Source organism: Staphylococcus sp. HMSC062H10, from assembly GCF_001836945.1.
Classification (GTDB): Bacteria; Bacillota; Bacilli; order Staphylococcales; family Staphylococcaceae; genus Staphylococcus; species Staphylococcus aureus.
Genome location: NZ_KV830972.1, coordinates 626,315 through 645,688 on the forward strand (window position 1 = coordinate 626,315; position 19,374 = coordinate 645,688).

Consider the following 19,374-nt stretch of genomic DNA (forward strand, 5'->3'; position numbering starts at 1 on the left):
CAATGTATAGGTGGGAATAAAATGAATGAATGCGCATTTGGAACTAAAGATCCAGTCTACATAGACTATCATGATCATGTTTGGGGACAACCGCTCTATGATAGCAAGGCATTGTTTAAACTTTTAGCATTAGAATCACAACATGCTGGGCTATCTTGGTTAACTATTTTAAAAAAGAAAGAAGCCTATGAAGAAGCATTTTATGATTTCGAACCAGAAAAGGTAGCACAAATGACCGCCCAAGATATCGACCGCTTAATGACTTTTCCAAATATCGTTCATCACCGTAAAAAATTAGAAGCAATTGTTATTCAAGCTCAAGGGTATTTAAAAATTGAACAAGAATATGGTAGTTTTAGTAAATTTTTATGGTCTTATGTAAATGGTAAGCCTAAAGATTTACAGTATGAACATGCTTCTGATCGTATCACAGTTGATGATACTGCAACACAACTATCAAAAGATTTAAAACAATACGGGTTTAAATTTTTAGGTCCAGTAACAGTATTTTCGTTTTTAGAAGCAGCCGGTTTATATGATGCACATTTAAAAGATTGCCCATCAAAGCCTAAACACAATTAATTTGCTATAGCATCATAAAGTAAACGAGACATCATCTATTTTTAACTAATAGACTGTCTCGTTTTTTAATGTAGAAATTTATTCAAATCACAAGTTAAAGTTCCATGTTAATGCACTGCTAATATTAGATATCTTAATCTAAAAATAGATGAGCAACCTTTGCTTAAACCTTAATAATGAATTCTATCCTAAGCATAATTTAACTTAAATGGATGATAGTTTCTAATCTTCACGCTTATTCGAACGATATTTTAAAAAGTAATTAATTCCTGGTGCAATAATAAATAGGATGAAAAAGATTCGGAAAATATGATAACTCGTAATCATAGCAACATCGGCACCAGTAGCTAATGCAACTAAAACTATCTGATTAACCCCTCCTGGTGCTGCACCAAGAAACAATTCATTAATAGGATTATTATCAAAGAAATGTATGACATAAACCATGATTAGCGCACCAATTATTAACATAATATTTTGAATTGTAATTGCGATTGCTAGTCTACCTTTTAAATCTGACAATAAATGCGCAATTTGAACTCCAATTCTAATCATATATATTAGTTGTGCCATGTTCAACAACCAATGATCTAGTGTAAATGTTAAACCTGTAGAAAAATTCCAAACAATTAATACAATGAGTGGTGCTAATAATTGAAATGTTGGAAACTTTATTTTAGACATAATTAGATAAACTATAAAGATAGCTATCGCTAAAATAACTATTTGCCCTATGTTTAATACTTGTGATAAAGGCAAGACTTTTGTTAACTTACCATTCGCATGCATGTTACCATCATGAAAAAAATATGAAATGAACGGTACTAAAACAACAACAAATATAATTCGTGATGTTTGCGTTAAGCTAACTACTAACAAATTAGCACGTTTGTCTTGTTCAGCCATGACCAGCATTTGTGTTAGTGCTCCTGGTATAACACTTAAAATAGCTGTTTCTGTATTAATACGTGCAATTTTTTTGAAAATAAATGCCATTACTAATGCAATTAATAATATCGAAATAGATACAACAATAATCGAAAGCCAATTGTCTTTAATATCCATAACGACATTTTTCGTAAACGTTGATCCGATTTGCACACCTAATAGTACAATCCCTAATTCACTAAGTAAGAATGGCCATTTAATATCAAGTTTTAAAACTTTTACACAAATGATTGCTGCGATAATAGGACCAAACATAAATGGGAGTAATACGTGCGATGAATACAATATAATACTAATAAAAAATGATAAAACGAACACAATGAAATTATTTCTATATATCATTGTCATGTTTTCCACTTCTTTCAATAAAAAATAAAATGACTAAATTGCTGCTTGAGCTTCACGTTTGTTAAGATAACAATATCCGCTAGCAGTTTTGACTACAAAGCATATATGGACTTTCACTATCAAGTCGCCGCCCATGCCTGATATACATTTAAAAAGAGCCTGAACAAAGTTCAGGCTCTCAATTTGTCCGTATATTTATTTTACAATACGACTTAAAGCCGTATCAAATGCTTGAATCGTTTTTTCAATATCTTCTTTCGTGTGTGCCGTAGATAAGAATGTACCTTCAAATTGAGATGGTGGTAAAAACACACCTTCTTTTGCCATTTCACGATACATTTCTGCAAATAATTTCAAATCACTTTTATTCGCTTGTTCAAAATTAGTTACAGGTCCTTCATTTAAGAAATAACCAATCATTGAACCTGCTCTATTTACAGTTATTGGTACATTGTGTTTAGCAAATACACGCTTCAAACCGTCTTCAAGTATATCGCCTAACATATTAAAATACTCATATGTCTCTGGCGTTAATTGACTTAACGTTTCATAACCACTTGTCATTGCAAGAGGATTTCCTGATAATGTACCCGCTTGATAAATATTTCCTAATGGTGCTATATGATCCATGATTTCTTTTTTACCACCAAAAGCACCTACAGGTAGTCCTCCACCGATAACTTTTCCTAAGCAAGTTAAATCTGGTGTCACACCAAAGTGACCTTGCGCACAATGATAACCGACTCTGAAACCAGTCATTACTTCATCGAAAATTAGCAATGCCCCGTATTCAGTCGTAATATCTCTTAATCCCTGTAAAAAACCTTCAATCGGCGGTACGACACCCATATTACCAGCAACAGGTTCTACGATTACACCAGCAATATCGTCTCCAAATTTTTCGAAAGCGATTTTAAGTGCATCTAAATCATTGTATGGAACTGTAATTGTATTTTTAGCAATACCTTCAGGCACACCTGGAGAATCCGGCAATCCTAATGTTGCCACCCCAGAACCAGCTTTGATTAATAACGAATCACTATGACCATGATAGCAACCTTCAAATTTCACAATTTTATTTCTACCAGTATAACCACGTGCTAATCTTAAAGTATCCAATGTAGCTTCTGTACCAGATGACACCATACGCACTTTTTCAATTGAAGGTACTCGGTCAATAACGAGCTGCGCCAATTTATTTTCAAGTAATGTTGATGCACCGAAACTTGTACCTTTATCAATTGCTTCATGTAAATGACTAATAACTTGAGGGTCTCTATGTCCTAAAATAAGCGGCCCCCAACTTAGTACATAATCGATATACTCGTTACCATCGATATCATAAATTTTTGAGCCTTTACCGTGATCCATAAAAATTGCTGGTGTATCTACTGATTTAAATGCGCGTACTGGACTATTTACACCACCAGGCATTAAAGTTTCAGCAACCTTCATTGCTTCTTCTGACTTCGTATATCTCATAAAGTAAATTCCTCCTACAGTTTATGGAAAATCATACATATAAAACCTTATTTATCTAAATAGCGACAAATGTCTTTTGCAAAATACGTAATAATCATATCAGCACCTGCACGTTTCATTGAAACCATTTGTTCCATAACGACACGTTCTTCATCTATCCAACCATTTTGTGCTGCCGCTTTAGTCATACTATATTCTCCACTCACATTATATGCAACAACTGGAACATTCGTATGATTTTTAACGTCTCGAACTATGTCTAAATAACTTAGAGCAGGTTTAACAATCATCATGTCGCACCCTTCTTTAAGATCACTTTCTAATTCACGAAGTGCTTCCAAACGGTTAGCAGGATCCATCTGATACGTTTTTCTATCACCAAATGATGGCGCTGAATCTGCTGCATCTCTAAAAGGTCCAAAGAAACTTGATGCATACTTGACACCATAACTCATTATAGGAATATTGTAATAGCCTGCTTCATCTAATCCACGACGAATTTCAACAACAAAACCATCCATCATATTACTTGGTGCAATAATATCAGCACCAGCTTCCACTTGTGAAATTGCTGTTTTAACAAGTAGTGGCAATGATTTATCATTGTCAACGTCATGTGTATGGTCATCAATCACACCACAATGACCATGATCAGTATATTCACATAAACAAGTGTCTGCAACAATTAATAAGTCATCATACATTTTTTTGGCGATGCGTGTCGCTTGTTGAATAACACCATCGTGAATGTATGCACCAGTACCTATATCATCTTTTGAGTTTGGAACACCGAAAAACATAATGGCACGTATGCCTAGGTCATAAGCTTCTTTTAATTCACTTTCAAGTAAATTCAAACTGATTTGGTATACACCTGGCAATGACTTAATTTCTTTTTTCACATCGTCTTTTTCAACTACAAAAATTGGATATATTAAATCTTCTTTTCTTACATGATTCTCTCTAACCATATCTCTCATTGTCGCTGATGATCTCAATCTTCTATGTCTATCAAATTTCATTTTTAGCCCCTACTTTCTAAAATCTTTTCAATTAGTGATTCGAGTGTTTGAATTTCTGCAATTGTTACTGGTTGTTGATATGATTTAATGGTCCGTGCTGTTTGTTCTCCAATAGCAAAATACGACTTGAATTTTGGTACAAATCCTTCATTAAAATAATAACGTACTGCCGACGAACTTGAAAATGTTAATGCATCGATTTGTTGATGTTCTATCATTTCTTTAACATCTTGTATATTTTGTTTGTTAGGCACTGAAGTATATAAATCTATTTTAACAACTTCATTATCTTTAGATAACGATGCTGATAACAATGGTCTCGCCAATTCACTCGAAGGCAAAAGTATTTTTTGGTTAGTTTGATTAAATGATTTTAAAAATCCTTCTTGAGAAAAGTCGTTTGGCATAAAATCAACTCGAATGCCAAGTGATTCACAATATTGCGCTGTCTTACTTCCTATCACAGCAATGTTATCAACATTAATTCCTTTTAGATATTTATAAAAGAATTTCACAGCATTTTTAGATGAAAAAATAAGCCAGTCATAGCGTTGATTTAACAAATGAATATCAAAATTTAGTGGCTTTATATCAATAAAAGGTTTGTGAATAATTGATACTAAATCACTTTGCATGTCATTTGTTTGTGTCATAACTACAACTGGCTTCATATTTAAACGTCACTCCATTATTTAATGTTGTTCATTTAAGCGTTTTATAATTTCATAAGCACCTTGCTCTTTTAATTTGTTACTCACTTTTTTACCTAACTCAACCGGATCTGTTCCGTTCATTGTATATTCAAATCGTTCTTTACCATCTGGAGTCATAATTAAACCTGTAAATTCGATTTCTTTTTGATCTGAAATTGTAGCATATCCTGCGATTGGCACCTGACAACTACCATCCATTTCTGCTAAAAACGTTCGTTCAGCAGTTACACATTTTGCAACCTCATCATTATGTACTTTGCTTAATAATGTTAATAGTTCTTCATCGTCACTACGACATTCTATCCCTAAAGCACCTTGTCCGATTGCAGGTAATAATGTATCTCTATCAAGATAAGACGTTACGATATCATCTGACCAGCCCATTCGTCTTAAACCAGCTGCAGCCAAAATAATTGCATCATAATCTTCAGTTTGTAACTTTTCTAATCGTGTATCTATATTACCTCTAATCCATTTAATCTCTAAATTAGGATACTTAGATAATATTTGTGCACCACGACGTAATGAACTAGTACCAATAATGCTACCTTCTGGCAATTCGGATAATGGTGTATGTGTTTTAGAAATATACGCATCAAAAGGTAATTCTCTATCAGGGATACAACCTAAAGTTAAACCTTCCGGAATTACACTTGGTACGTCTTTAAGCGAGTGTATTGCCATATCGATATTTTTTTCAAAAAGTTCATGTTGTATTTCTTTAACAAATAAGCCTTTGCCTCCAACTTTAGACAATTGTTTATCTACTATACGATCGCCTTTCGTGACAATTTCTTTAATTTCAATTTCTAGATTTGGCTCGACAGCTTTTAATTTATCAATAAATTGCTGGCTTTGTGTTAAAGCTAATTTACTTCTTCTGGAGCCAACGACTAATTTACGCATGTTCAATTCCTCCTAGGAACGGATTGCTCTAGATTATTTTCTCAATTCACAAAATGTGTTGCAAAAAATAAATTAATCATATTTAAGCAAAATAAAATAATGTTATAGTATATTAAATACCTTGAATTCAACCATTTGTTGATTCTAAGTAAAATATAACTTCCATATAATACTGTAATAATTGAAGAGAGTATTACCTTCGGGTCAATGAATATACGTTCACCAACTGAAATTACACCCCACTGTGTACCTAAAATAATACTAAATATGAGAATTATCCACCCACTTAACGTTGAGTAAAACACAATTGATTCAAGTGTAGCAACGCTACCTATTCTAAAGTATTTTTGATCAAAACGCTTTTCCTTCAAATTACGGTATTGCATGATATACAGTAATGCATTGACAAAAGCTAAGGCAAAGAAGACATAACTCAACACAGCTAGACCGATATGGACTAACAGTAACTCGTCTACAACTGCAATTTTCTGAACCTTATTAGTATAATGTGTCGGTTGAAATGTATTCATCCCTAAAAGTGTTAGCCCTATTAAATTCAAGAAAAATACAGAGAAATTCAAAACTTTGATAAGGTTAAGAATTAAAGAGATTGAAATAATCAGCCAACTTAAAGTATAGAATACATCTGAAATAGACCCTAATGGAATATGTCTAGTTTGTATAATAAAAATAGATAAAGAGATTGTTTGTAAAACCCAAACAATCCCCAATAAATATATGCCTAAACTTCTAATCTTATGACTTTTTTGGACAAAATCATAAAAATAGCAAATGATACTGATTAAGTATATTAATAATATAATTTCATTGAATCGAATAAACAGGTTTTCTTGCATATTATCACCATATTAATATGCTTATTCAAAACTGAAGATACGTCGCGCTGAAATTTCCTTGACCTTGCTTTCTTTTTGTTGCTTCGCTTGCTCATGAGGACATTCAGCTTCGATATCAAATATATTTTGAAACAGCTCTAATTTTTCATTACTTTTCTTATCACTACTTAATTCTTTGGCCTGTTTAATAGGATCTTTCAACATTTGATTGATGATACTTTTTGTATGTTTAGATATAATTTTACGTTCTCTTTCGCTTAACCCTGGCAATTTACGATCAATACTGTCCATCGTTTCTGCTTGAATTGCCATAGCTTTTTCACGTAAAGCTCTAATCACTGGAACAACACCCAACATACTAATCCACTCATTATGTGCATATATTTCTGCAGGAATTTGTTCCGAAATTGTTGCAGCCGCTAATTGTCGCTCACGTAAGTTTGCATCAACTAAACCTTTTAAGTCATCAACATCATAATTAAAGATGTTTGTGATGGCACTAATACCAGGTTCAATATCTCGAGGAACTGCAATATCAATCAATACTAGTGAATCTTGCTTTCTATTTTCTGCAATTCTTTCTATCATTTCATTTGTAATGATATAAGATTGTGCACTCGTTGAACTAATCACAATATCTGCACTTTCAAGTAAATTTGGTAATGATGATAGTTCATCATATTTCACTTGATGCTTTGCTGCTAATTTCATAGCATTTTCAATTGTTCTATTTACTACTGTAATATCAGTAATTCCAGAACCAAGAAGATTTAATAGTGATAATTCACTCATTTCCCCTGCACCAATAATGATAGCTTGCTTACTTTTCAATTTGCCAAATACTTTTTTCGCCAACTCGACCGCAGCATAAGACACACTTACAGCATTATCAGCTATATCTGTTTCATTATGCGCTCTTTTTGCAAAAGTAATTGCCTGTTTAAATAGATGATTAAATATAGTTCCTGTTGTACCTGTATTTTGCGCTAAGAAAAATGCATCTCTTATTTGACCTAAAATTTGTGTTTCTCCAAGTACAATCGAATCTAAGCCAGAAGTGACTCGCAATAAATGTTCTACTGCTTCGTCCCCCACTTTTACTTCCGACATTGCTTTAATATCATCTACTTCAAATCCAAATGCACGAGCTAAAAATCGTTGGACATAATAGCGACCTGTATGAATTTGATCAACAACAGCGTATACTTCTGTTCGATTACATGTTGATAATATGACATTTTCTAAAATAGATTTAGTTTCATATAAATCTTCATGGGCAATTCGTAAGGCATCATCTCTAAAAGCAACTTGCTCTCTTAGTGCTACATCAGCTGTGCGATGATTTATACTAATTGCAATAAAATGCATTTGAAACGCCCCCATATATACTAACAATACAAATATTATAACATAATTTAAAATCCAATTAAGTACGATGCTTAAATAAATTAGAATCTTTCTAATTTGCTTTTGAGTTTTTGACAAAATGATGAACGTTGAAAAATGTTATCAATTGTGTACTAATTAAAAGTTTCGTGCTTACATTATTTTTAAAATTTTTGTATAAGTTTTGTCGTACAAAGATTATGAAATATACGGTTCAATTAAATTCCATATTTGTTGTTGTTTATTATTTTGAATTGATGAATAACTTACAATTGTATCGTCTGGATCCATATCTAATTGTGTCTTAATATTTTTAATATGCTTTTGAACTTTACCTTTTGGAATTTTGTCTTCTTTAGTGCATATAACTAAAGTAGGAATATCAAAATGTTTCAAATAATTGTACATTAAGATATCATCTTGTGTTGGATCATGTCTTAAATCAACTAATTGAATAACTAATTGCAAATTCTCTCTCTTAGTTATATATTCCTCAATCATTTTCCCAAATTTTTCACGTTGTGTTTTACTTACTTTAGCATATCCATATCCTGGAACATCCACAAAAATAAGTTGTTCATCTATATTATAAAAATTTAACGTTTGCGTTTTGCCGGGTTGCTGTGATGTACGTGCCATATTTTTTCTGCCAATCATACTATTGATAAATGTAGACTTACCTACATTAGATCGACCGCTCAGTGCAACTTCAGACAATTCTGTTTCTGGATATTGTTCTTCCTTTACTGCACTAATGATTAATTCTATATTATTAGGATTAACTTTCATTTTATATCCTCACTTTTTTATATTCTCTTTCAACTTTACCATTATATAATATTTGAACCTTTCGGTATACATTATAAAAAAGCTCCGATCAAAGTTAAACTATTTGAGCGTCAACTTTGATTGGAGCTTTTCACTTTTATAACACATCAATGATTAAGCTGATGTTTTACTATTATTAATTAAATTACCTTCTGCGTCGTATAGTTCTGGTTCAGTTTCTTCATTAATTGTTTGTGCTGTAATAACTACCTTCGTTACATTTTCGTTAGAAGGCACATCAAACATAATATCGATTAACGATTCTTCTATGATTGAACGTAAACCACGCGCACCTGTTTTTCTTTCAATTGCTTTTTCACTAATTGCTGATAAAGCTTCTTCAGTGAACTCTAAATCCACATCATCTAATTCCAGCATTTTAGTATATTGTTTCACAAGTGCATTTTTAGGTTGAGTTAAGATGTTTTTCAACGCAGTTACATCTAATGTTTCTAAATTAGCTACAATTGGCACACGTCCGATAAATTCAGGAATCAAACCATAGGCTTGCAAATCTTCTGGGCGAATTTGTGCTAATAATGCTTGTTCATCATATTTATCAGCTTCATTGCTTGAGAAACCAATAACTTTTTCACCAAGGCGGCGCTTAATCACTTCTTCAATACCATCAAAGGCACCACCAAGAATAAATAAGATATTTGTTGTATCAATTTGAATCATTTCTTGGTTTGGATGTTTGCGTCCACCTTGTGGTGGAACACTTGCAGTTGTACCTTCTAAGATTTTAAGCAATGCTTGTTGAACACCTTCACCTGAAACGTCACGTGTTATAGATGTGTTTTCAGATTTACGTGCAATTTTATCAATTTCATCTACATAAATAATACCTTTTTCGGCTTTATCAATGTCAAAGTCAGCTGCTTGAATTAATCTCAACAAGATATTTTCAACATCATCGCCTACATAACCAGCTTCAGTTAAACTTGTCGCATCTGCAATTGCAAATGGTACATTCAACGTCTTGGCTAATGTTTGAGCTAATAATGTTTTACCACTACCTGTTGGCCCAATTAAGGCAATGTTACTTTTTTGTAATTCAACATCATCTTCTTTTGGTCCTAATTGTTGAATACGCTTATAGTGGTTATAAACAGCCACAGCTAAAGATTTTTTAGCTTTTTCTTGACCAATAACATATTCGTTTAAATGATCCATAATTTCTTTAGGAGTAGGTAATTCTGTAATCGCTTCAGAAGTGTTTTGAGCTAATTCTTCTTCGACGATTTCTGAGCATAATTCAATACACTCATTACAAATATATACACCACTTCCTGCTACAAGTTTTTTTACTTGATCTTGGTCTTTTCCGCAGAAAGAGCATTTCAAATTTTCTTCATCTTCATTGAATTTAAACATTCTTTTTACACCCCTATTCGTTAAAGACTATACTAGATTGGATATTACAATGCAACATATTAACATACAAACTTTTTGCTTAAAGAATAGTAGCAGATACATAAGCTATGCATCTGCTACTCATTTTTGTAATTTAATATTTAATGAAGATTAATCTTCTTTAGTTCCTTCAACGAACTTTGCGTTATCTCTTAATAAATCGATAACTTTTTGGATACGAACATCATTTTTAATGATATCAGTATTACCTAAAGTATTTTTGATATCTTCAACTGAGATATTAAATTGTTTACTCATTTTTTCTAATTCTTTATCGATATCTTCATCAGTAGCTTCGATTTTTTCAGCTTCAGCGATCGCAGTTAAAGTTAAGTTAGTTTTAACACGTTGTTCTGCATCGTCTTTCATTTGCTCTCTTAATTGAGATTCATCTTGACCTGAGATTTGGAAGTACGTTTGTAAATCTAAACCTTGTTGTTGAATTCTTTGTGCAAATTCAGACACCATACGATCTAATTCAGTATTAACCATTGCTTCAGGAATATCGATTGTTGTATTATCAGTAGCTTTAGTAATCGCTTCTTCTTTTTCAACATTTTCTGCATCTGTAGCTTTTTGTTCAGCTAAACGTTTACGTAAGTTTTCTTTGTACTCGTCTACTGTATTTGCTTCTGCATCTAATTCATTAGCAATTTCATCTGTTAATTCTGGAACTTCCTTGAATTTAATTTCGTTAACTTTTGTTTTGAAAGTTGCTTCTTTACCAGCTAATTCTTCAGCATGGTATTCTTCTGGGAATGTTACGACAACATCTTTTTCTTCGTCAACTTTCATACCTTCTAATTGCTCTTCGAAACCAGGAATGAATGAACCTGAACCGATTTCTAAATCGTAACCTTCAGCTTGTCCACCTTCGAATTCTTCTCCGTCAACTGAACCACTAAAGTCGATGTTAACTGTGTCGCCATTTTCAACAACACCATCTTCTTTAACTACCATTTCAGCTAAATGTCCTAAGCTGTGGTCAATTGCTTCTTGTAACTCATCATCAGATAATTCAGTTTCTTGTTTTTCAATTTCAAGACCTTTATAGTCTCCTAATTTAACTTCTGGCTCAACTGTAACTGTTGCTTCAAAAATGAAATCTTTACCTTTTTCAATTTGAGTAACACTTACTTCTGGTTGTGCAACTGGTTTAATATCAGTTTCGTCAATTGCTTCACCATAAGCATCTGGTAATAAAATGTCGATAGCATCTTGATATAATGCTTCTACACCAAAGCGTTGTTCAAAAATTGGACGTGGTACTTTACCTTTACGGAATCCAGGTACGTTAATTTGTTTAACCACTTTTTTAAATGCTTGATCTAACGCTTTGTTTACTTTTTCTGCAGGAACAGTAACAGTTAATAAACCTTCGTTACCTTCCTTTTTTTCCCAAGTTGCTGTCATGTATATATACCTCCATGATTAACTAATTTATTTTTTCAACTTCCCTATTATATCATAGGTCTATTCCCTATACAAACATTGAAATCACAACGTTTATATATTTGTAAATCAACTTTTTTCGTCAAAACTATATTAAAATGCTGGGTGTTATTTTGCAACAATTTAACTATTATTATTCAAATCTAATTGCTGAATAAAATTAAATGCATCAATACTTTGTAATTCGCATTTAATCCCTAACATATTTTTAAAATAGCATTCATATGCATTAATCCATTTATTCGTTTCAAACAAAGTTTCAATATCAATTGGATAAATCATGATAGAGTGATTATTCATAATATGGTGTGCTTCTTCAGCGATATGTAAAGCACCATCATTTAATGTTTCCATAACGTTAGGTATAACTTTTTCTTTCAGTATTGTATGTTCTAGCCCTTTTAAATTAGCTGGTACAAAAGTTACATCCATACCATACTTTTCAATTGTCAGTTCTTGTGTACAATTTGCGAACCTTAAATACTCAATCATTAAACTAATTAGGTTATAACTGTACGTATTAGATTTTAATATATATAATACCGTTTCTTGAAATTGAAAATGACCATTGTCAATTAACTTCAAAATCAAGTGCGTCTGTTCCCTCATTGATAACGTATCAAAATCAGTTAATGACTGAGTCAATCGTTTTTCATCTTCAATTAATTTTGACTTAGCAAATTCTTTAAGAGGATGTAATGCCATTCTTGTTTTGTGATCTTTGACTTCATCAATAATTTGATGAATTACTTCTACCGCTTCAAAATATTGTCCCAATCCTATCAAACTTTTCACATAATAAATCATCAATGCATCATATTGTTGTATGCCAGTTTTCAATAAGACAATTGTTTCTTCTCTTAATTCAAGAAATGACCCCGTCTCATATAACATACGGCATTTCATCATTGCTATTTCTTCAGTGAGTTCAAATTGACGTTCATATTGTACAATATATTCATACATCAGTTCATAATTTTGGTCTTGTTCAGCACGTTTTATATCTTTATATAACTTTTTCGAAGAGTTAGGAAACTGAATAATATCTGACATATATGTCACCTCGTTTGATTATAAATCTTGAAGGATTAATGCGCTCCACGTCTCGAAATCATCATATGACTCTATGTTGCCTTTTTCAACCCATTTTATTCGTAAAGTATCGGTTTCTTTAGCTTCTACATCATTTGTACTTACAGTGATTTTAAATACAACACCAATATGTACCTTGCCCACTTCGTTATTATCATCATTAATAAAACCGATATATTCCATATTTTGTGAATCTTGCTCACTTAAACCTACTTCTTCTTCTAATTCTCTCTGTGCATTGACTCTCAATACTTCGTTAATAGATTCTGCTCCTGGAACATCATTCATATGACCACCTACACCTATTGAAGATTGTCCATGCAATCGAGCTTCTCCACCGCCAGATAATCGTTCATACACTAATATCTCGCCATGCTCATTTTCAAGTAAACAATAAGAAATGAGTTGTTTATATGATGGATCCTCTTCCATATCGCCTCGTCGTTTAACTTCATATTGACTTAGCGCATCAAAAATATTTTGACCTTCTGGTTTATTCTTATTTAAAAACCCATTGAAAGTATTCTTTTCATTATTAAAAATAATTTCTCTAGGTACTACAATGATTTGTTCATCAAATTTAGACATCGTATAAAACTCCTCACTTTAATGTTTGTTCTCTTAAATGCATTTTAGCAAATATGTCGTATTTTAGCGATTAAATGTGGCATTTTGCTATTTAATAAATAAAAAAGAGATGACAATGCCATCTCTTTTTTATAAGTGTTATTATTTTAAAGCATCTTTAGCTTTAGTTACTAATTGAGCAAATGCTTTTTCGTCAGAAATTGCAATTTCTGATAACATTTTACGGTTAATGTCGATACCAGCTTTTTTCAAACCGTTCATTAAACGTGAGTAGCTCATTTCATGTTGACGAGCTGCTGCGTTGATACGTGTAATCCATAATTTACGGAAGTCACGTTTACGTTGACGACGGTCACGGAAAGCGTATTGACCTGATTTCATTACTTGTTGCTTAGCTACTTTGTATAATGTATGTTTTGAACCGAAGTAACCTTTAGCTAATTTAATCGTTTTTTTACGACGCGCTCTTGTTACTGTTCCACCTTTAACTCGTGGCATAAAAAATTCCTCCTTAGGTAATTCCTACCGATTTCTGTATTTGTTCTTATTTTTTGTATGCTAATAATTGTTTTACACGTTTCATGTCGCTCTTAGACACTAATCTAGCTTTACGTAATTGACGTTTTTGTTTAGTGCTCTTGTTTGCGAATAAGTGAGATGTGAAAGCTCTTGAACGTTTTAATTGACCTGAAGCAGTTCTTTTAACACGTTTAGCTGCTCCGCGGTGAGTTTTCATTTTTGGCATAATATAAGTCCTCCTGTAATAGATTTAATTATTTTTCAGCTGTTGGCGCTAACATGATAAACATTTGACGCCCGTCCATTTTAGGTTTTTGTTCAACTGTTGCTATATCTTTGCATTCATCTGCATATTTTTCTAGCACACGTTGACCAATTTCCTTATGCGTAATGGCACGCCCTCTGAAACGAATAGATACTTTACATTTATCGCCTTTAGTTAAGAATTTACGTCCGTTTTTCAACTTAGTTTGGAAATCATGTTCCTCAATTGTTGGACTTAAACGAATTTCTTTAACATTGATAATTTTTTGTTTCTTTTTCATTTCTTTTTCTTTTTTCTGTTGTTCGAATTTGAATTTACCGTAATCCATAATTCTTGCAACTGGTGGTTTCGCATTCGGTGCAACGACCACTAAGTCTAAATCTACACGTTCAGCCATTTCTAAAGCTTCTCGCTTTGATTTAACACCAATTTGTTCACCATCTTGACCGATTAAACGTAATTCTTTTGAACGAATTTTGTCATTGATTTGAGTTTGATCTTTTGCTATGGTTGACACCTCCAAAATTTTTACGAAATTTGCACCAAGCAAAAAGGAAGAGCAGGTATAAAATACCCGCTCTTCCTTATACACAATTATGTGTAATGTGATTAACCTGCCAACTGCTTTATGCGTCGCTACAGGTGAGAAGCGGGTGCTTCTACTTGGTTCGTTTCGTATTCAACGTTGTTAATCATATCAACAATTCACATTTAAGTCAACACCATAACTGTAATTATTTTTATTTTAACCTTTTATTTCATCCATTGACACGTCTTGACGTAAATCTACTTGTTCTAATGGAATTTTTTTCGTTTTATATCGAAGCTTATGATAAATAAAGAATGCTAAAAATACCGGAATACCCATATAGGTAATTAAGAAGCGACTAAAATTAAAATCTCCTGTTTTAATAAAGTCAACATCTTGACCAATAATTACTACAATACATAAAAAGCCAGCAAATAATGGTCCGAATGGGAATAATTTAGCAGTATATTTTAATTTAGATTTGTCATAATTTTGTTTATCAAATGCTCTTCTAAATCGATAATGACTCACTGCGATACCTACCCAAGCAATAAAACCAGTTAAACCACTTGCTGCAACGATATATTCGTATGCACCTTTTGTAAGGCTTTGTAATACGAAAATAATCACTACAATGATTGCTGTAACAAGTAACGACATATATGGCACACCGTTTTTATTCGTTTTACCAAATGCTTCAAACGCTAATTTATCTTTACTCATTGAATATAGCATTCGAGTTGAAGCATACATACCAGAGTTACCTGCTGATAACACAGACGTTAAAATGACTGCATTCATAAATGATGCTGCAAACGCAAATCCAGCATTTTTAAACACTAATGTGAATGGAGACGTTGCTACATTATCACTACCACCCATTAATGCACTACTATCATAAGGAATTAACATACCGATAACAAAAATGGCTAAAATGTAAAATAATAAAATTCTCCAGAAAACTTGTTTAATCGCTTTTGGCACAGCACGTTCAGGATTTTCTGATTCACCAGCCGTAATACCAATTAACTCAGTACCTTGGAATGAGAAACCAGCGATTAAGAATACACCTAGAATAGATAACAAACTTCCTCCTAGGTTGCCACCTAAAATAGGTCCTTCACCTTTATTAAATATTTCGAATCCTACAACATGACCACCCATGATTCCGACAATCGTTAATAAACCAATTGCAATGAAAACAATAACTGTAACCACTTTTATCAATGCCAGCCAATATTCACTTTCACCATAGACACGAACCGATAACGAATTCAGACTAAAAATGATAACTAAGAACAACGCACTCCATGCCCAAGCGGGTATGCCTTGCAATGGTGTCCAATATTGAATGACTTGTGCTGCAATCGTAATATCTGCTGCTACAGTTACTACCCAGTTAAACCAATAGTTCCAACCAAGCGCAAACCCTAAAGATGGATCAACAAATCTTGTAGCATATGTACTAAATGAACCTGATACTGGCAAATAAGTTGCCATTTCGCCAAGTGACGTCATTAAGAAAAATACCATTATTCCGATAATTGCGTATCCTATTAATGCACCCAAAGCACCTGCATCATGAATTGCTCCACCAGAAGTTACAAATAAACCTGTACCAATACAACCACCAATCGCAATCATAGAAATATGACGATCTTTAAGTCCCCTTTTGACAACATTGTTACTTTCATTTTGAACTTTTGACATATAAGCTCCCTTTCCATGTTTTAGAGGCCAAGAAATAAATAACCTTTATTTACTTTCATACCCACTTTAATTTTCTTTCAAAGATATTAAAAGTAAAAAAGTGGCTACATACCTTTAAGATATGCAACCACTTTGGCAATTATCTATATAAGGTAGCACATCACATTCTGTGACAGTACAGTTCCTATTCGAAAACTGTCCCAATAGATATAATTTATGGTTTATATCTATTTCGGCATCTTTACCTTTCACTTGTTCAACTTATGTACCATAAATACTTCTGACAAGTTACTAATTAAACATGCAACCTCTAACTCAATTTAATATTTTAACTAACTTGTAATATACAGGATTCATCACGCATAATCAACCCTGTAAAACTTGATACGCAATAAAAGTTTCAAAGCATTTTATTGCGACAACTGTCTATCTATGTTTTTTCAAACGAATTTCATCAACTAGATTCCAGATAAATTCATCTTTTTCAACTGTTTCTTGGTCTTGCGATCCATATTGACGCACATTCACTTGATTATTTTCAACTTCCTTATCCCCAACTACGATTTGATAAGGTATTTTTTGCATTTGAGCTTCTCTAATTTTATAACCCATTTTTTCATTACGGTCATCAATACTTACACGAACGCCTTGAGATTTCAATTCATCTTGTAATTGACGCGCATAATCATAATGTAAATCAACGTTAACTGGAATGATTTGAACTTGTTTTGGCGCTAACCAAGTTGGGAATGCACCTTTAGTTTCTTCAGTTAAAAATGCTACAAATCGTTCCATTGTTGATACAACACCACGATGAATAACAACTGGACGATGATGTTCACCATCTTGACCAATATAAGTTAAATCAAAACGTTCTGGTAATAAGAAATCAAGCTGTGCTGTTGATAATGTCTCTTCTTTACCCATCGCTGTTTTAACTTGAACATCTAGTTTCGGACCATAGAATGCCGCTTCACCAATCGCTTCTTCGTACGATAAGCCAAGCTCATCAGCTGCCTCTTTAAGCATATTTTCAGCTTTATTCCACATGTCATCATCATCAAAGTACTTTTCTTTATCTTCAGGGTCTCTATAACTTAATCTAAAGCTATAATCCTCGAAACCAAAGTCTTTATATACATCAATAATCATGTTTACAACACGTTTGAATTCTTCTTTAATTTGATCAGGTCGAACAAAGATATGTGAATCATTTAAAGTCATACCACGAACACGTTGTAATCCTGATACAGCACCACTTGCTTCATATCTATGCATCGTTCCTAGCTCAGCGATACGGATAGGTAATTCACGATATGAGTGTGGTTTATTCGCATAAATCATCATATGATGTGGACAGTTCATTGGACGTAAGACCATAGATTCAGTTTCATCTAACTGCATTGGTGGGAACATATCTTCTTGATAGTGATCCCAGTGACCAGATGTTTTGTATAAATCAACATTAGCAAGTACTGGTGTATAAACGTGGTCATACCCCATGCTCACTTCTTTATCAACAATGTAACGTTCAATTTCACGTCTAATTGTTGCACCGTTAGGTAACCATAATGGCAAACCAGCACCAACTAATTGGCTATTTGTGAATAATTCTAACTCTTTACCAATTTTACGATGATCACGTTCTTTACGCTCTTCTAACATTTGTAAATGTGCTTTTAATTCTTTTTTATCAAAGAAAGCAGTACCGTATATACGTTGTAACATTTTGTTGTTACTATCTCCACGCCAGTATGCACCTGCTGTAGATAATAGTTTAAACTCTTTAATTTTAGCTGTTGATGGAACGTGAACGCCACGACATAAATCAGTAAAATCACCTTGACTATATAATGTTACATTTTCATCTTCAGGAATCGCGTCGATTAATTCTAATTTGTATTCATCATTGCTGAATAACTCTTTCGCTTCATCTCGTGAAACCACTTTTCGTTCTATTTTCATATTTTCGTTAACGATTTGTTTCATTGTTTTTTCAATTTGTTCAAAGTCATCAGATGAGATGTTTTGGTCAATGTCGAAGTCATAGTAGAAGCCACCTTCTATTACAGGACCTACACCAAATTTAACATTACCATATAATCTTTTAATCGCATGTGCCATTAAATGTGCAGTAGAATGACGTAGTACCTCTAACGCTTCTTCACTACCTGGTGTCACAATTTCAATTGATCCATCAGTTTCAAGCGGTTTAGTTAAATCTACAAGTTGCCCGTTAAATTTGCCGGCAACTGCTTTTTTACGTAATCCAGGACTAATTGATTGTGCTATATCTTCAGTAGTAGTACCTTTATCAAACGCCTTTTTATTATCATCTGGAAATTGAATATTAATTTGTTCCATGTTAAACCCTCCTATTTGCTTTATAAATACTTTTATCTGACCTCGTTAAAAAATTGAACAACAATCATCGTTTTAACATTAAACCTATTAACAATAAACAGGGAATTTATGACACCAACGAACATTTTTGTCTAAAAAAAACAAAAAATCCCGCCCCTATACAAGGGACGAGATCGTCGTGGTACCACCCTAGTTATTTAATACAAGTTATGTATTAAATATCTCTGCTTAAGATAACGGTCTTGAGCCGGGTATTCATTACAAATACCATAAATGAAGTAGTAATCATCTAATTTATTAACCATATTCTCATCAAACAATGGCTTTCTGTGTAATATTGATTAGATCATCTTGTCTTCAATCATTT

At 32.8% G+C, this 19,374-nt stretch carries 21 protein-coding genes, 1 riboswitch and 1 other annotated feature; of the genes, 1 reads left to right on the forward strand and 20 read right to left on the reverse strand.

Going from position 1 to position 19,374, the window contains the following annotated elements; translation table 11 throughout:
* The first annotated feature begins 21 nt into the window (after positions 1 to 21).
* Positions 22 to 582, forward strand: a complete 561-nt coding sequence (locus tag HMPREF2658_RS05710) for a DNA-3-methyladenine glycosylase I (RefSeq protein ID WP_001001215.1) — start codon at positions 22 to 24, stop codon at positions 580 to 582.
* A gap of 222 nt (positions 583 to 804) precedes the next feature.
* On the opposite strand, the gene HMPREF2658_RS05715 is transcribed toward HMPREF2658_RS05710, so the two are convergent.
* From HMPREF2658_RS05715 to HMPREF2658_RS05815, 20 genes are all read right to left on the reverse strand, one after another.
* Positions 805 to 1,878 carry an AbrB family transcriptional regulator gene (locus HMPREF2658_RS05715; protein ID WP_000177988.1) on the reverse strand — a complete coding sequence of 358 codons (1,074 nt, stop codon included), beginning with the start codon at positions 1,876 to 1,878 and terminating at the stop codon, positions 805 to 807.
* 33 nt (positions 1,879 to 1,911) lie between these two features.
* Positions 1,912 to 2,013 (reverse strand): hypothetical protein, encoded by a 102-nt coding sequence (locus HMPREF2658_RS05720; protein WP_001788970.1) that lies wholly within the window; start codon positions 2,011 to 2,013, stop codon positions 1,912 to 1,914.
* 60 nt (positions 2,014 to 2,073) lie between these two features.
* A complete protein-coding gene (gene hemL, locus HMPREF2658_RS05725; RefSeq protein WP_001270861.1) occupies positions 2,074 to 3,360 on the reverse strand; it encodes a glutamate-1-semialdehyde 2,1-aminomutase in 1,287 nt (428 codons plus the stop codon).
* A gap of 47 nt (positions 3,361 to 3,407) precedes the next feature.
* The gene (gene hemB / locus HMPREF2658_RS05730; RefSeq protein ID WP_000667131.1) at positions 3,408 to 4,382 is read right to left on the reverse strand and encodes a porphobilinogen synthase; all 975 of its coding nucleotides are present in this window, start codon (positions 4,380 to 4,382) and stop codon (positions 3,408 to 3,410) included.
* Positions 4,383 to 4,384: 2 nt separating this feature from the next.
* On the reverse strand, positions 4,385 to 5,053 hold the full coding sequence (locus HMPREF2658_RS05735; RefSeq protein ID WP_000805953.1) for a uroporphyrinogen-III synthase: 669 nt from the start codon (positions 5,051 to 5,053) through the stop codon (positions 4,385 to 4,387).
* 21 nt (positions 5,054 to 5,074) lie between these two features.
* Positions 5,075 to 6,001 (reverse strand): hydroxymethylbilane synthase, encoded by a 927-nt coding sequence (gene hemC / locus HMPREF2658_RS05740; protein ID WP_001230218.1) that lies wholly within the window; start codon positions 5,999 to 6,001, stop codon positions 5,075 to 5,077.
* 41 nt (positions 6,002 to 6,042) lie between these two features.
* Complete coding sequence (gene ccsA / locus HMPREF2658_RS05745; RefSeq protein WP_001157329.1) at positions 6,043 to 6,858, reverse strand: cytochrome c biogenesis protein; 816 nt, start codon at positions 6,856 to 6,858, stop codon at positions 6,043 to 6,045.
* Positions 6,859 to 6,879: 21 nt separating this feature from the next.
* Entirely contained in the window at positions 6,880 to 8,226 is a 1,347-nt protein-coding gene (gene hemA / locus HMPREF2658_RS05750) for a glutamyl-tRNA reductase (RefSeq protein ID WP_000545465.1), read from the reverse strand.
* 216 nt (positions 8,227 to 8,442) lie between these two features.
* Positions 8,443 to 9,033: a ribosome biogenesis GTP-binding protein YihA/YsxC gene (yihA, locus tag HMPREF2658_RS05755; protein ID WP_000867697.1), complete on the reverse strand. Its 591-nt coding sequence runs from the start codon at positions 9,031 to 9,033 to the stop codon at positions 8,443 to 8,445.
* 153 nt (positions 9,034 to 9,186) lie between these two features.
* Complete coding sequence (gene clpX, locus HMPREF2658_RS05760; RefSeq protein ID WP_000472293.1) at positions 9,187 to 10,449, reverse strand: ATP-dependent Clp protease ATP-binding subunit ClpX; 1,263 nt, start codon at positions 10,447 to 10,449, stop codon at positions 9,187 to 9,189.
* Between the two features lie 150 nt (positions 10,450 to 10,599).
* A complete protein-coding gene (tig, locus tag HMPREF2658_RS05765) occupies positions 10,600 to 11,901 on the reverse strand; it encodes a trigger factor (RefSeq protein ID WP_000127572.1) in 1,302 nt (433 codons plus the stop codon).
* 47 nt (positions 11,902 to 11,948) lie between these two features.
* A complete protein-coding gene (locus HMPREF2658_RS05770) occupies positions 11,949 to 12,059 on the reverse strand; it encodes a hypothetical protein (protein WP_001790560.1) in 111 nt (36 codons plus the stop codon).
* A gap of 4 nt (positions 12,060 to 12,063) precedes the next feature.
* Positions 12,064 to 12,993, reverse strand: coding sequence for a hypothetical protein (locus HMPREF2658_RS05775; RefSeq protein ID WP_001280025.1), 930 nt, complete (start codon positions 12,991 to 12,993; stop codon positions 12,064 to 12,066).
* 18 nt (positions 12,994 to 13,011) lie between these two features.
* On the reverse strand, positions 13,012 to 13,620 hold the full coding sequence (locus HMPREF2658_RS05780) for an NUDIX domain-containing protein (RefSeq protein WP_000032657.1): 609 nt from the start codon (positions 13,618 to 13,620) through the stop codon (positions 13,012 to 13,014).
* A 141-nt stretch (positions 13,621 to 13,761) separates the two neighbouring features.
* Positions 13,762 to 14,118, reverse strand: a complete 357-nt coding sequence (gene rplT, locus HMPREF2658_RS05790) for a 50S ribosomal protein L20 (RefSeq protein ID WP_001138360.1) — start codon at positions 14,116 to 14,118, stop codon at positions 13,762 to 13,764.
* A 46-nt stretch (positions 14,119 to 14,164) separates the two neighbouring features.
* Positions 14,165 to 14,365, reverse strand: coding sequence for a 50S ribosomal protein L35 (rpmI, locus tag HMPREF2658_RS05795; RefSeq protein WP_001125540.1), 201 nt, complete (start codon positions 14,363 to 14,365; stop codon positions 14,165 to 14,167).
* 28 nt (positions 14,366 to 14,393) lie between these two features.
* On the reverse strand, positions 14,394 to 14,921 hold the full coding sequence (gene infC, locus HMPREF2658_RS05800) for a translation initiation factor IF-3 (protein WP_001807711.1): 528 nt from the start codon (positions 14,919 to 14,921) through the stop codon (positions 14,394 to 14,396).
* Positions 14,922 to 14,949: 28 nt separating this feature from the next.
* Positions 14,950 to 15,075 (reverse strand) — a sequence feature (ribosomal protein L20 leader region).
* Positions 15,076 to 15,149: 74 nt separating this feature from the next.
* Entirely contained in the window at positions 15,150 to 16,643 is a 1,494-nt protein-coding gene (locus HMPREF2658_RS05805) for an amino acid permease (RefSeq protein ID WP_000049154.1), read from the reverse strand.
* A 145-nt stretch (positions 16,644 to 16,788) separates the two neighbouring features.
* Positions 16,789 to 16,964, reverse strand: a riboswitch (Lysine riboswitch).
* Between the two features lie 105 nt (positions 16,965 to 17,069).
* Positions 17,070 to 19,007 carry a threonine--tRNA ligase gene (gene thrS, locus HMPREF2658_RS05810; protein WP_070854242.1) on the reverse strand — a complete coding sequence of 646 codons (1,938 nt, stop codon included), beginning with the start codon at positions 19,005 to 19,007 and terminating at the stop codon, positions 17,070 to 17,072.
* A 197-nt stretch (positions 19,008 to 19,204) separates the two neighbouring features.
* A complete protein-coding gene (locus tag HMPREF2658_RS05815) occupies positions 19,205 to 19,327 on the reverse strand; it encodes a hypothetical protein (RefSeq protein WP_014937037.1) in 123 nt (40 codons plus the stop codon).
* Positions 19,328 to 19,374 lie beyond the last annotated feature (47 nt).